Origin of the sequence: Wolbachia endosymbiont (group A) of Cydia strobilella, assembly GCF_964026745.1 — a bacterium.
Lineage (GTDB): Bacteria > Pseudomonadota > Alphaproteobacteria > Rickettsiales > Anaplasmataceae > Wolbachia > Wolbachia pipientis.
Genome location: NZ_OZ034694.1, coordinates 430,254 through 444,670, shown reverse-complemented (window position 1 = coordinate 444,670; position 14,417 = coordinate 430,254). Strand labels below are relative to the sequence as shown.

The following is a 14,417-nucleotide window of genomic DNA, read 5'->3' as shown; positions in this document are numbered from 1 at the left end:
TACTTGTTAGCGGGATCTAGAGATACCGTGATGGTATGACGTAGGGGTTGCCGAGAACTTGTCATCCCAGTGCTTGACACTGGGATCCAGTTTTTCGTATAATTTTGTCAAAATCTATTGTGCTAGCAAGTTCACTAGCGTCACGCGCTGGTCTGTTAGACATTTACGTGTAGGGTGAAGAAATTTTGAAAAAGACATACCAAATATGAAAGGCCTATATATTAAAACTTACGGCTGTCAGATGAACGTTTATGACTCCGTTTTAATGGAAAATGTAATTAAACCTTTGGGGTTCAACGTTGTTAGTGATGCAGGGAAAGCCGATTTAGTGATACTGAATACTTGTCACATTAGAGAGAAGGCAGCAGAAAAACTTTACTCAGAGCTTGGGAAGATTCATTCGTTACGAAAAGAAATGACTATAGTGGTGGCTGGGTGTGTAGCGCAAGCAGAGGGAGAAGAAGTGTTCAGAAGGGCTCCTTTTGTTGATATTGTTGTTGGTCCGCAGAGTATCGCTACCTTACCGGAGCTGATAGTCAAAGCAAGCAGAAGTAAAGGTCATGTAATAAACACTGATTTTCCTGAAGTTGCAAAGTTTGATAAATTGCCAGATGAATGCTATGGCAATAGCCAGGGGTCTTCTGCGTTTCTTGCCATACAAGAGGGTTGTGATAAATTTTGTACGTTTTGTGTAGTGCCCTATACTCGTGGAGCTGAGTATTCACGGCCAGTGAATGAAATATTTCGTGAAGCATTGAAATTAGTTGCAAATGGGGCAAATGAGATCAATTTGCTTGGTCAGAACGTCAATGCTTACCATGGGGAGTGCGAAGGGGAAGTGTGGGATTTAGGAAAATTAATTAGTCATATTGCTAAAATTGAAAAGCTAGAGAGGATTCGTTATACAACTTCTCATCCAAGAGATATGCATGAATCTCTCTACTTGGCACATGCGGAAGAGCCAAAGCTCATGCCGTTTGTTCACCTGCCTGTGCAGTCTGGTTCGAATAAAATATTGCACGCGATGAACAGGAAACACACTGCAGAGGAGTATTTGGAAATAATAGACAGATTTCGCAAATTGAAACCTGAAATCGAATTTTCTTCTGATTTTATTGTTGGTTTTCCTGGAGAAACCGAAAAAGATTTTGAAGAAACTATGAAATTAGTAGAAAAAGTTAGATATGCTCAGGCTTATAGTTTTAAATACAGCCCAAGACCAGGCACACCGGGAGCGGAAAGAAAAGATCAAGTACCAGAAGAGGTTAAAACAGAGCGCCTTCTTCGTTTACAGAAATTAATTAGTAAGCAACAACTTGAGTTTAACCAGAGTATGGTAGGTAAAACTATACCTGTTCTATTTAGCGATAAAAAAGGTAAACACCAAAACCAAATTATTGGTAAAAGCCCATATATGCAATCAGTGTGCATTGATGATTCTGAAGATAAATACAGGGACAAAATAGTAAATGTGAAAGTGTTGGAAGCTCGGCAGAGTAGTTTGCTGGGGTGTGCATTTCACTGATTTTAAGCAGCGTTAAATATAAATCTTAAGCAAAGAGTATTGAAAAAATGCAATCATAATCTTTTTCAAAAGTTACAAAGTTTAATTGCTACCTCTGCTGAACGGGTACCTTAAACCTACAAATTTGAGCTTACCTATATCAATTTTTTGTACAAGATGAGTTAGTAACAACTTTATGTATAAAATTGAAGAAGAATAAAAATACAATAACGAGCATTAAATTAAATATTCCCACCTTTAAAAAACCCTCTTTATATATTTCTAAAGATTCTAAATAATTTATTTTACCATTTACTGAAGGAACTGACATAAATTTTGATATTGCAACTCCGGCTAGGTTAGAAAACGCTAATGACAGCATTACTATACCCATCACTACTCCTCTAAGGTTTTTGGGGGCTAGTGTAGTTGCTTGTTCTTGGACTAATGGAGCAATACATAATTCTCCCAGTCCCATAAAGGAGATAGCAATTATTAAATATAAGTATTCTACTTTACCTTCAATGTTAGAGTTTAAACATCCTATGTACAGTGTGAAAAAACACATAGCCATTGTCAGAAGGCCAAGGGTAAACATGGAAGTTGCATATTTTTGCTTAAACTTCATGTATGTTCCAAAAAGAAAGCCAAATATTATAATTGACAAAGGATTTATGGCTTGAGAAACTGAAGCTGGGATTGTTATACCTAATACATTGTTAATAACGTTTCTTTCGGTGAATAAGTTAACCAAAGAGCCAAGCTGCATTTCTAAAGCAAAAAAACACAAGAAAAATACCACAAGAATAGATAATGCCACTAATTTTCGTCTTTGTTCTGCTGATAATTTAGATATTATATAAATAAATATGCCCAGAGCTGTTATTCCAATAAATATGAGCATATTAGTAAAAAATTCACTATGTATAAGCATTTTAGCAATTATTGATGATGACAGAAAGCTTCCTATCAATACTATACCAAAAATTTTAATCCCTAATATGCGCTTATTCATAAGCTCTGGATAAGGAGAAAGGCCGCTATCTCCTAAAAGATTCTGAAATTTGAGAAAAAAGATTAGCCCTATAGACATCCCAATACCAGCTAAACCAAAGCCGTAGTGCCAGCCAAACAAGTGGGCTACATAACCACATGAAATAGAAGCCAATATTGCTCCAATATTCACACCTACGTAAAATAAAGTAAAGCCTCTGCTACGTTCAGGATCGTCTTTGCCATAGCATGAACTAAGTAAGTTAGTTACGTTCCCTTTAAACATACCAGTACCTATGGCTATTAGAGATAAACCTAAATATAATAAACCTGGTTCAAACTTAACCAATGACATGCAAGCATGACCTGCTATCATCACTATCCCTCCAAGCAACACCATGTTGCGGAATCCCATCAACTTATCAGCTAAAAAACCTCCAAGTATTGGTATAGCATAACCTGTTGCAGCAAATAATGAGTAAATAGTAAGGGCCCTCTCATCAGTGAAACCTAAGTGAGAAGTCAAAAATAGGACCAAAAGTGCCCTCATTCCATAGTAAGAGAAACGTTCCCACATTTCAACAAAGCACAACATTTTTAAAAATTGTGGAAACTTATCTGTCTTCTGATCCATAAAATACCCCTAAAGCTTGGGTTAATGTTAAGTAAAACAATAAAAACTGCAAGTAAAACTTAAAAAAAGGTATTGGAAGCTCGGCAGAATAGTTTGTTGGGGTGTGAGCTACGGAAATATTTTTGAATTTGTAATTTTTCAGAAAGCCCTATATTCTTTAGTTTTACATAGCGAACATGAAGTCAAAGCATTATCCTGATACAGTAAGTAGTCCTGATTTTTTATCGTTAGAAAAGGAAATCATAAAATTTTGGCAGGAAAACAAAGTTTTTGAGCGGTCAGTTGAAGAACGTTCCAAGGATAATTGTTTTGTCTTTTACGATGGGCCTCCGTTTGCAAATGGACTTCCGCATTATGGACATTTACTCACTGGTTTCATCAAAGACGCATTTGCAAGATATCAAACTATGCTTCAAAAAAGGGTTGAACGTAGATTTGGCTGGGATTGCCATGGATTGCCGGCTGAGATGGGTGCAGAAAAAGAACTTGGAATATCTGGTAGAACTGAGATAGAGAAGTTTGGTATAGATAAATTTAACGATCATTGCCGTACTTCTGTGATGAAATTTTCATCAGAGTGGGAGAAGTATGTAAATAGGCAAGCAAGGTGGGTAGACTTTCACAATGACTATAAGACTATGGATAAATCATTCATGGAGTCGGTCATGTGGGCATTCAAGCAGCTTTATGATAAGGGTCTGGTGTATGAATCAGTGCGCGTTGTACCATATAGCTGGGCATGCGAAACTCCATTATCTAATTTCGAAACAAGGCTTGATAACGCGTATAGAGAAAAAGTTAGCAAAGCTGTAACTGTTGCATTTGAGCTTTTAGAAAACCCACAGCAATTTAAAAGTGTTAAACGAAAGTGTAAATTACTTGCTTGGACTACAACTCCTTGGACGTTGCCGAGCAACTTGGCTTTAGCAATAGGAAAAGATATTAAGTATTGTGCAGTGTCAGTCCACCCTTTGATGTCATTCCAGCGCGTGACGCTGGAATCTATTTCTGGATCCCAGTGTCTGGGCACTGGGATGACAGGGAGTAGTGAAGGAAGTTCAATGAATGGTGAAATATACATTTTTGCTGAAAGCTACTTAGAGAAATTTATCAGCCACTCTGAACAAAACAATATTCCATATGAAAACTGCAATATAAAACTTAAAGCGAATGATCTTGCAGGTCTTTCTTACAAACCACTGTTTGACTATTTTAAAGACACAAAAAATGCATTTCGCGTTTTTATTGCTGATTATGTGACGGAAGAAGACGGTACTGGCGTTGTGCATACTGCTCCTGGATTTGGTGAGGAAGATTTTTACCTTTGCCAAAGCCATGATATTCCAGTTATTTGTCCAATTGATAACAGTGGAAAATTTACTGCTGAAGTTTCAGATTTGGCAGGGGTTCATGTTTTTGATGCCAATGATACAGTAATAAAAAAATTGAAAGGGCAGGGAAGTTGGTTTAAGACTGAGCAATATATTCACAATTATCCACACTGCTGGAGAACTGACACTCCTTTGATCTATCGAACTATGCCTTCTTGGTATGTTGCTGTTACAAAATTCAAAAGCAGAATGGTAGAGCTAAATAAGAGAGTTAATTGGATACCAAACCACATTAGAGATGGTCAATTTGGAAAATGGCTTGAAGGGGCACACGACTGGTCAATTTCACGCAATCGATTCTGGGGTACGCCAATCCCTGTATGGAAATCAGATGATGCGAGATATCCAAGAGTAGATGTATATGGTTCAATAGAAGAACTGGAGAGAGATTTTAATGTTAAAATAGACGACTTGCACAGACCATTTATCGATACTTTAACAAGACTAAATCCTGATGATCCAACAGGAAAATCAGTTATGCGCCGTGTACCTGACGTGTTTGACTGCTGGTTTGAATCTGGCTCGATGCCATTTGCGCAAATCCACTATCCGTTTGAAAATAAGGAGTGGTTTGAATCTGCGGATTTTATCACTGAATACATAGCGCAAACCAGGGGGTGGTTTTATACGCTCTTTGTATTGTCCACTGCTTTGTTTAATAGGGAACCATTTAAGAACTGCATATGCCACGGTGTTGTTTTGGATGTAAAAGGGCAAAAATTGTCCAAACGTTTGAATAACTATGCAGATCCAATGGAGGTTTTTGATAGATACGGTTCTGATGCACTGCGTTTTCTTATGCTTTCTGGATCTATTGTTTGTGGTGGTAATTTGCTACTCGATAAAGAAGGAAACTCAATACGAGATGTTCTGAAAAACGTAATAAAACCTATTTGGAACAGTTATCACTTTTTTACTATGTATGCAAATGCAGATGGAATTAAAGCTGAAGTTTGTAAGGATTATCAAAGCACTATTGATCGTTACATAATTTCCAAGTGTTTTGAAGCTGTAGAAGGTATCCAAGCTTCTATGAACAACTATAACTCCCAAGAGGCTTGCAAAATTTTAATGAACTTTTTTGAAGTGCTAAATAATTGGTATATTCGTCGCAGTCGCGAGCGTTTTTGGAAAAGTGATTTGGATCAGGATAAAACTGATGCTTATAATGTTCTATATACGGTTTTTTATTACATACTAAGAGCTGCAGCTCCTTTGTTGCCACTTATAACAGAGAATATATGGCAAGGGCTTAAGTATGAAGAAACATCTGTTCATTTGGCTAATTTTCCACAATTAGAGAAGTTTGATAGTCAGCTCATTGCCAAGATGGATTTGGTGAGAGAGATATGCAACTCTGCACTCTCTATTAGAAACACTTTTAACATACGTATCAGACAGCCACTTGGCAGTATGATCATTTATCATCAGTCTTCCTGTAGTTTTCTTGAAGGTGAGCCGTTTTCTGTCATCCCAGAGCTCTCTCCCGTCATCCCAGAGTTCTCTCCTGTCATCCGAGTAGCTGACACTGGGATCCAGAAAGAAAAAAGTGCTGGAATGACACCAAGCATGAATGAATATCAAGAGATGATAAAAGATGAGGTAAATGTAAAAAAACTGGAGTTAGTAAACAGACTTGAAGATATTGCATCACTAGAGTTAAAGCTAAGTTTTCCCCTGCTTGGAAAGAGAATACCAGATAAAATTAAGAAACTAGTTCAATATGTCAAAGAGGGAAAATGGAAGCAAGTTGAAAATGAGCAAGTTTTTTTAGGTAATGAGTCAGAAAATTGCATCATAGAAAAAGGCGAATATGAACTATTGTTAAAAGCAAACAGTGAATATTCCTCTGTATTTGATAACAATAAAGGGATTGTCATTCTAAATACTGAACTAAATGATGAATTAATTCTAGAAGGGCTTGCAAGAGATGTCGTGAGGCTCATTCAGGAAACCAGGAAACAAGCTGATTTTCATATGTCCGATAGAATCAGAGTAATAATCAAAACAGAAGATGAGAAAATTAAGGAAGCAATAAATACGTGGATTGAATATATAAAAGAGCAGACCCTTACCTTATCTTTGGACATTAATACAGAAATTGGAACTAACTTTTATTTTAAGGAGTACCAAAATTTGATAGTTGGTATTAGGTTAAATTATTAGTAGTTGAAAGTTGTCATTGTTTATGCTATACTTAGGTTACTTGAGGTAAGGTTATGGTATGCATGCTGTTGTAGATTGTAAGAAAGTTGTTGACTTAAATAACAATAGTGATGATTTAGGTAAAGTAGAATCTATTTCCAATGTTACTTTGGAAGAGGAAGAGTCTTTTGATGCTATGGAAGCTGTTTCTAATGTAGAAGAAGGGAATGATTTAGGTCTTGCTACTTCAGAAGAGGAAGAAGAATTTTTTGATGCTGTGGAAGAACAAGAGCCGTTAGCTAATTTTAACGTTCCACTCAGTATATTTCATTATAAAGATTATAACTCTGATTTTTTTACTTCTTGGTATAATATATCAAGTAGAATATTTAAAGAGGTAAATCGAGCTTGCCCGGAGAAGAAAGTATTAAATTTAGCTCTATCAGTTTTAATGTTTCCTTATATAGTTTTCACTGCGTTAGGATTAGCCGTATATAATAAATTAAAAACAAATGATAAGACACAAATCAGTTCAGAGGAGAATAAAACAAAAAAAAGTGAAGTAAGTGAAAGTACAGCAAAAAGATTGGCATATGGTGTTCTTGCTGCAATAGTGATTCTTGTTAATATCGCTGTGCTTGCAGCATTACTTATTCCTGCAACACTCGCTTTGGCTACTTTTTATCTTTTAAATAAAAAATTATCTCATTTTTTGATTGCTGCTATTAAAATAAGTAATGGGTTATGTCAAAATGAACACCAAAATATTGAGGTGTCTTTTCATGAGATAGAGGCTATTGAAGCAGACATTAAGTGGAATATGGAAGTTAAGTTTCCACCGCAATTTAAACAACTACTTAGAGATTTATACGAAGATAAAGATGGTAGTTGGTTTAATGTTGCACGTGATTCAGAACATAATACCATACTGAAATTATCAGCTAATATCCACTTAAAAAATGGTCTTAAGCCTTTACGTAATGAGATCAAGAATGTGCTTGCAACTTCTATTCAAGAATTTGCGAAGACTATGGAAGAACTGATAAAGCTAGAAAAGAAAGAGATTACATATGATAAATTGAAGGAATTGTTGGACGAATTCAGGTTAAAAGTGGTAAGTAGCATAGATTTTAAGTTGACAACTCACTTAATATACAACGCCTATCAAGTTGCCTTTATACAAGCAGTTAGGTTTCAGCTGGATAGACGGAAAGAAGGTTTTTCACTGGAAGATGAGATAAAAAATTCTTTAGTGAGACAGGAATTAGAGAGTCAAGGTAAGGAATTACCAGGTGAGAAAGAAGTGATAATAAGAGATCTGAAAAAAGCAGGAGCAAAAGTACCGGATGTTTTAGATGATAGTGAGCTTCCTATATTTAAAGCAGAATGGAAGCGGCTTAAAGAAGAAGGGAAGATAGCTAAGAGAACAATTATTGATGTTTATAAATATATACATAGTAGAGAAACAGAGACAGCTCTAGGTAATGCTAAAGAAGAGATTAATCTTTTAAAAAAAGAAGGACAAAAAAGATATATTAGGATACATGAAAAATTGAAAGAAATATATGGAGATGTAAAAAAGAATAATTTAGCAGGTGATGTTTTAAGAAGAAGGTTAGAAGGTCTTTTTAAGTTCGAGTATGATGATCAAGAAGTTGAGCAAAGGCTAGTAAAATCAGTAATGAAAAAAGCCAAGGGTGAGTTAGGCCTATTAGGCATGCTCAGCTTAATAGACCAGTTTCGGGATTTAGAAAAGGAGATAAAAGGTTCTTTGAGTGAGAATTTAAAAGAAGCTTCAGATAAAGTAAATGCTTTTGTAGCAAAGATATATTTAGAAATAACGAAATGCAAAATACAAAATGTACTCAAAGGCCAAGCAAAGGGTATAGAGGATTCATGTAAGCTGTTAGAGGAAAAGGAGCCGGATTTAGTACAGAGGATTAATGCGCACCGAGCGGAAATTGCAGAATGCTTAGAGCAACCTATATCGTTAAGGAAAGTAATAGAAGAAAATGAGGATTTAAACAAATATTTAGAAGGTGAGCGAAATAGGAAAGGAGAACAGCATCCAAGTACAAAATTAATAGAGAAGCATTTGAAAAATAACCAAGAAATTCTCAAAGCATTAAAACAGTTAGAATTAGAAGAAAAAGGATTGTTGATAAATGAAGAAACAAAAAATGATTATATAGAAGAACTAGAATCTCGCGAAAAAATAAAGTTTGCAATAATAGAGGATGATTTACTGAAGGAGTTCGAGCGTGAAACTTTTAACGAAGAAGCAGTTAAGAAGTTGTTAGAGGAAGCGGAACTTGAATACTATTTGGCAGAAAAATGCATAAAAAGTCCTGTGATAAAAACAAAAAATAATATCAAGCACTTTTATCAAGGTTTATTGTCTCCTTTGATAGATAATTTGACAAAAGATATAATAAATAATATACCAGGAAATAGTGAAGGTTGTATACAGAAAGTTAAGAACTGGAGTAAAGTTATGTTTGGTGCAATAAAGATTGGAGCATCAAATGCTTATAAAGAGACTACAGAGAGAAAAGCGTTAAATGTGGCACATAATACTTATAAAGAAGGAGAGACATTTCTTCAATGTTTTCAGTCAAATTATGAAGGTGTTGGAGCCTTTTTAGGTAATTTATTTTCTGATGATGGGGTAACATTTAAAAATGATGTGTGGCCTAAAATAGAAGAGCATTTGCATGGAATGTGGGATAGATTTTTCAAGGATATTGAATTCAATATTGGAAATAAATTGGATGAAGTAAGTGTGACACAGCAACGGCAGGAAACTATGATTGTGACTCAACGATAAGTTCTCAAAGTTCCTCCGGTATTTTCACATACTAAATTAACTATAGCACTTGATTCTTTTTGGATCTCTTTTTCAGTTAAAGTGTGAGTTGGAGAGCAGAAAGTAACTGACAATGCTATAGACATCTTATTCGATTCTATATTATTTCCATGGTATACGTCAAATACTAAAACTTCTGTGATGAGCTCTGAGCTTTTTTTTACCACATTGATTATGTTACCTACTTTCACATCCTTATTTACAATAAATGCAAAATCACGTTTTACACTTTGGTATTTATAATCGATAAATTTCTTTCTACTTACAGGTAAATTTTCAATATTTTCTAATATCACCTCAAAACCTACAACTTTTTGCTTGATGTCAAAAAGATCTAATATATTAGGATGCAACTCTCCAAAATAACCTGCTACTTTATTCTTAAAAGAGAGAGTGCCTGACTTTCCTGGGTGGTAATGTTCTTTTTCTGCTCTCTCTATCGTTAAATTATCGCAATTGACGTTAAAAAACTCCAAAGCTGCTATGCAATCAGCCTTTGCGTCAAAAACATCTACTTTCCTATTAGTATTATAATGGTTTCGCGGTAAATTATTTCCTGTTCTTATTCCACTTAAAACATGTTTAGACTGAGCTTCACCATCGTAAATCGGCCCGATTTCGAAGATTGCAAGATCAGATATTCCATGGGCAATATTATCAGCAGTAACTTGCAATAAATTTGGCATAATACTTGGTCTCATTATATTAAAGTTATTGTTAAACGGATTATCGATGATAAATAACTTATTCGAGTAACCAAATTTTTCAGCTGTTGATTCACTCATAAACGACCAGGTTAGCACTTCATGAAACCCTCTGTTTGTCATCAAAATACGCAAATTGTCGTATGTACTATCTACTTCTTCAACATTATTTGGTAGTGGTTCTTCTTTTATTTTGTCATAGCCGTATATCCTTGTTACTTCTTCAATTAGGTCAACCGGTATTGTCACGTCCGGTCTCCAGCTTGGTACTTGTACATTCCAATTGCCTTCGGTTTTTTTATCAATATTAAACCCTAGTTTCGTCAAGATATCGAACACTTCATCAGGCAATACAGATACACTTCCAAACTTGTTTACATCTTGGTAATCAAAGCTCACCTTGGTGTCAGCCCTATCTAAGCTGCCAGCAGACACTACGCTTGAGGCTTCTCCACCACATAAATCCAGAATCATTTTAGCTGCAAGGTTGAGTCCATCAAAAGTAAATTCGGGATCAACAGAACGTGCAAATCTGTAACTAGCGTCTGTGGAGATGTTTATTTGCCTTGCAGATTTAGCGATAGATATAGGGTCAAACCAAGCAGACTCTAAAAAGATATCAGTAGTTTCAAGTGTACATCCACTGCACTTTCCACCTATAATTCCAGCAACTCCATGAATATTTTTATCACCTGCAATAACGCTCATGTCTTTGTTTAATAAGTATTCTTTACCATTTAAACCAGCAAATTTTTCTCCGTCGTTTGCTTTGCGTACTGTGAGCTCTCCTTCTATTTTTTTTGCATCATACGCGTGCATTGGGCGGCTGAAAGATATCATAATATAGTTCGTGATATCAACTATTGTAGAAATGGAGCGCATTCCTATCGATTCCAATTTATCTTTTAGCCACTTTGGGCTTTCTTGATTTTTTACATTGGCGATGTATATTCCACTAATAAAACTTTCTCCGTCAGTAACTTCAACATCGATTGGTGAATTTATGGAGCTGGTAAGTTGTGGAATGCTTAAAGTCTTTAATGTTCCAATTCCAGTTGCAGCAAGGTCGCGAGCTATTCCATAAATGCCTAAGCAATCTCCACGGTTTGGAGTAACATTTATATCAATTACAGGGTCACAATTGAAAAATTTATCCCCTACTTTATAATCATCGGAAAGCTCGATTATTCCTTCACTTTCCTCTTGAACCAACGCAAGTTCAGAAGCAGAGCAGAGCATCCCTTCACTTAGCACTCCTCGTATTTTTGTAGGCTTGATTGTGAAATCACTTTCTGGCAATGTGCTACCAAGAGATGCAAGCACAGTTTTCATACCTTCTCTAACATTGTTTGCTCCGCAAACTATTTGTAGAATTTTACTTCCGTCATCTACTTTACATAATTTTAATTTATCAGCATTTGGATGCTGTATCACCTCTAATACTTCTGCAACAATAAAACCAGCTAATTTGGTATTGTCGATCACATCTTCTACTTCTAACCCTATGTGAGTTAATTTATCGGTAATTTCTTCTAAACTAGCATTGGTTTCTAAATACTCCAGTAACCAAGATAACGTGAATTTCATCGATCTAACAAGAAACAAAAAAGTTATTGTAATATAAAATGTAGTGCTTTTAAAGCTTGTTGTAGTGGAATACTTCTACATCATTGTTTATGATGTAGAAGCTTTTGTAACTTTATATCTTCTTGCGAAGAGAAAGAATTTTTTCTATATCACCTTTTAAATCTATCTCCAGAAAGAATTTAAGACTTTCATAATCCCAGGCATCCTCATCAATGTTACCATCAAAAAAGAAGTGTATTATTGCATTGTTGAGTCCTATGTAATAATCGCGAGTATCTTCGTCAAGGAAACAATCTACTGATTCGATGTATCCGTTACCAAATTCCTGCTCCAAATTTAAAGGATGATTAGTGTTAATAAAATCTATTTCGTTCATTATATACCTCACTAAAAATTAAATTATAATCAAAATAAGATATTAAGTCAAGATATTGAATAATTTAACAAGATTAGTAAATTTTAAAATACAGAGCTGACTGTAATTAACATTCTAATTACATATTTTGTTAATATGTTAATGTTATAATAATACAGAGCCTTATCTTAATTCTTGACTTTGTCCTATAAAATTCATACTTTATTTACTGTTTATAATTCAGATTAAAATGGCATTAAATCCGCTGGAACAGTTTAAAGTATATACGGTAATAGAGTTACCTAGGTTATTTGGGTATGACGTAAGCTTTACCAATTCATCTCTTTTCACGATGATTTCGGTGATATTGGTGATACTCTTTTTACTTTTTGGAATAAAGAAGGGGGCAGTAATACCAGGATATTTGCAAGCTGCAGTTGAGTATGTATATGATTTTGTTATTTCAATAATAGAAAATAACACTGGAAGCAAAGGCTTGCAGCACATTCCATTGATATTTACAGTGTTTATTTTCATTTTATCGTGTAATTTAGTTGGTGTTCTTCCTTATAGTTTCACGGTCACAAGTCATGTGATAGTCACCTTCGCTTTATCGATGGTGGTTTTTATTTATATAACGATTGTTGGATTTAAAGAAAGGGGAGTAGAATTTTTACGCATATTGCTACCAAAAGGAACTCCTTCGTGGCTTGCACTTATAATAATTATTATTAAGTTGTTTGCTTATTTAGTAAGGCCGGTTAGCCTATCAATAAGGCTTGCAGCAAATATGATTGCTGGTCATACAATCATCAAAGTGATAGCAGGGTTTATTGTAAATATGAACATATTTTTCACTCCTGCGCCGTTTTTGTTCATAATTGCATTGATAGGATTTGAAGTATTTGTTGCAATTTTACAAGCTTATATATTTACTATATTAACATGTGTATATTTGTCAGATGCAGTAAAGTAATTGACTTCCTTGTAGAATATTTTACGATTATATTATAAAGAAATAATTAAAGGTAATATATGGATTTAGTAGCTTTAAAATTTATAGCAATTGGTTTAGCTGTGTTTGGAATGCTCGGCGCTGGTTTAGGTATAGCTAATATCTTCTCTGCTGTGTTAAATGGGATTGCGAGAAACCCTGAATCAGAAGGTAAAATGAAAAGTTATGTTTATATTGGTGCTGCCATGGTTGAAATCATGGGATTGCTTGCGTTTGTACTTGCAATGTTATTAATATTTGCTGCTTAACAGATGCCACAGCTTGATGTTTCAACCTTCTTTTCTCAAGTTTTTTGGTTTTTAATTTTTTTCTCTTCACTTTTTTTCGTAGTAAGTTGTTTATTTTTGCCAAAGTTAGATGAAATAATAAGCACTAGAAGTAAAGAAGTATTGGGTTCTTTTAATAGTTCTGTTCATCTTTTAAGACTTACGGAAGATCAGATTACCAAGTATAACGCAGCTTTAACCCAAGCTAGAATACAGGCAAAAAAAATCATAGATGATGCACTTGCTCAGGTAGAAGAAATGAGAGCTAATGTTAAGAATATATTAGAAGAGGAAGATAAAAAAAAGAGCAAGCTTATTGAAAAAAAAGTGGCAGAATTTAAATCTGAATATACTGATCAGTTAAAACAAATGGCTACTAGTATTGCTTTAATTTATTATACTAAATTGACTAATTCTGAAATTGAAGAGGAATTTATTGCTGACTTGGTGTCCAAAGAATTTTAGGGGTTTTTATGTCTACATCACTGATTATCGGTCTTGCCTTCTTGGTAAGTTTTGTCCTTTCGTATAAATTGCTAAAGAAAGTGATAAAAAATGCGCTTAACAATAAGCGTAACAAAAGCAAATTTTCAAGTGAAGAAACTGAAAAATTCAGGAAAGATATGTTGGAGTATTACAAAAAATCTTCTAAAAAATACAAAGAATTAGATGCAGAAGTTAATAAAATGATGAATGAAGCACTTGATAAAGCTAATAGTATCATTAAGCACAATAGACAGCAGCTAGATCAGACATTAGATGACAATGCCCATTCTAACTTGAAGAAAGTCACTGACCAAGTTGAAAAAGCTCTTGGAGATTTACAGGCTAACACAGCGAATATAGCTGCTGATGCTGTAAAAAAAATAATGCATGAACGTAAAGATGATAAGCGTAGTAGCGAGGTCATATCTTCATTTTCACGTGACTTAAATAAAAAATTGCATTAGGTTCAAT

At 34.7% G+C, this 14,417-nt stretch carries 10 protein-coding genes; 7 read left to right on the top strand and 3 right to left on the bottom strand.

From position 1 onward, the window contains the following. The first annotated feature begins 205 nt into the window (after positions 1–205). Positions 206–1,525 carry a tRNA (N6-isopentenyl adenosine(37)-C2)-methylthiotransferase MiaB gene (miaB, locus tag AAGD76_RS02115; RefSeq protein WP_010962578.1) on the top strand — a complete coding sequence of 440 codons (1,320 nt, stop codon included), beginning with the start codon at positions 206–208 and terminating at the stop codon, positions 1,523–1,525. Between the two features lie 139 nt (positions 1,526–1,664). Here miaB and AAGD76_RS02110 read toward each other — a convergent pair whose 3' ends face one another. Beyond that, on the bottom strand, positions 1,665–3,131 hold the full coding sequence (locus AAGD76_RS02110) for an oligopeptide:H+ symporter (RefSeq protein ID WP_341820304.1): 1,467 nt from the start codon (positions 3,129–3,131) through the stop codon (positions 1,665–1,667). Between the two features lie 176 nt (positions 3,132–3,307). Here AAGD76_RS02110 and AAGD76_RS02105 point away from each other — a divergent pair, with 176 nt between their 5' ends. Both AAGD76_RS02105 and AAGD76_RS02100 read left to right on the top strand, forming a co-directional pair. After that, positions 3,308–6,688, top strand: coding sequence for a class I tRNA ligase family protein (locus tag AAGD76_RS02105; RefSeq protein WP_341820303.1), 3,381 nt, complete (start codon positions 3,308–3,310; stop codon positions 6,686–6,688). A 58-nt stretch (positions 6,689–6,746) separates the two neighbouring features. Then, positions 6,747–9,494, top strand: a complete 2,748-nt coding sequence (locus AAGD76_RS02100; protein WP_209472909.1) for a hypothetical protein — start codon at positions 6,747–6,749, stop codon at positions 9,492–9,494. On the opposite strand, the gene pheT is transcribed toward AAGD76_RS02100, so the two are convergent. Next, positions 9,485–11,824, bottom strand: a complete 2,340-nt coding sequence (gene pheT, locus AAGD76_RS02095) for a phenylalanine--tRNA ligase subunit beta (protein WP_209472911.1) — start codon at positions 11,822–11,824, stop codon at positions 9,485–9,487. The two genes, AAGD76_RS02100 and pheT, sit on opposite strands and share 10 nt — an antisense overlap. A gap of 112 nt (positions 11,825–11,936) precedes the next feature. Then, a complete protein-coding gene (locus tag AAGD76_RS02090) occupies positions 11,937–12,200 on the bottom strand; it encodes a hypothetical protein (protein WP_010962582.1) in 264 nt (87 codons plus the stop codon). A gap of 229 nt (positions 12,201–12,429) precedes the next feature. Here AAGD76_RS02090 and AAGD76_RS02085 point away from each other — a divergent pair, with 229 nt between their 5' ends. From AAGD76_RS02085 to AAGD76_RS02070, 4 genes are read left to right on the top strand one after another with little or no spacing between them, the layout of a single operon-like run. Then, entirely contained in the window at positions 12,430–13,155 is a 726-nt protein-coding gene (locus AAGD76_RS02085; protein ID WP_341820302.1) for a F0F1 ATP synthase subunit A, read from the top strand. Positions 13,156–13,214: 59 nt separating this feature from the next. Continuing rightward, positions 13,215–13,442, top strand: coding sequence for a F0F1 ATP synthase subunit C (locus AAGD76_RS02080; protein WP_015587919.1), 228 nt, complete (start codon positions 13,215–13,217; stop codon positions 13,440–13,442). 3 nt (positions 13,443–13,445) lie between these two features. Then, positions 13,446–13,925 carry an ATP synthase F0 subunit B gene (locus AAGD76_RS02075; RefSeq protein WP_010962584.1) on the top strand — a complete coding sequence of 160 codons (480 nt, stop codon included), beginning with the start codon at positions 13,446–13,448 and terminating at the stop codon, positions 13,923–13,925. Between the two features lie 8 nt (positions 13,926–13,933). Then, positions 13,934–14,410, top strand: a complete 477-nt coding sequence (locus AAGD76_RS02070) for a hypothetical protein (RefSeq protein ID WP_065094793.1) — start codon at positions 13,934–13,936, stop codon at positions 14,408–14,410. Positions 14,411–14,417: the final 7 nt, after the last annotated feature.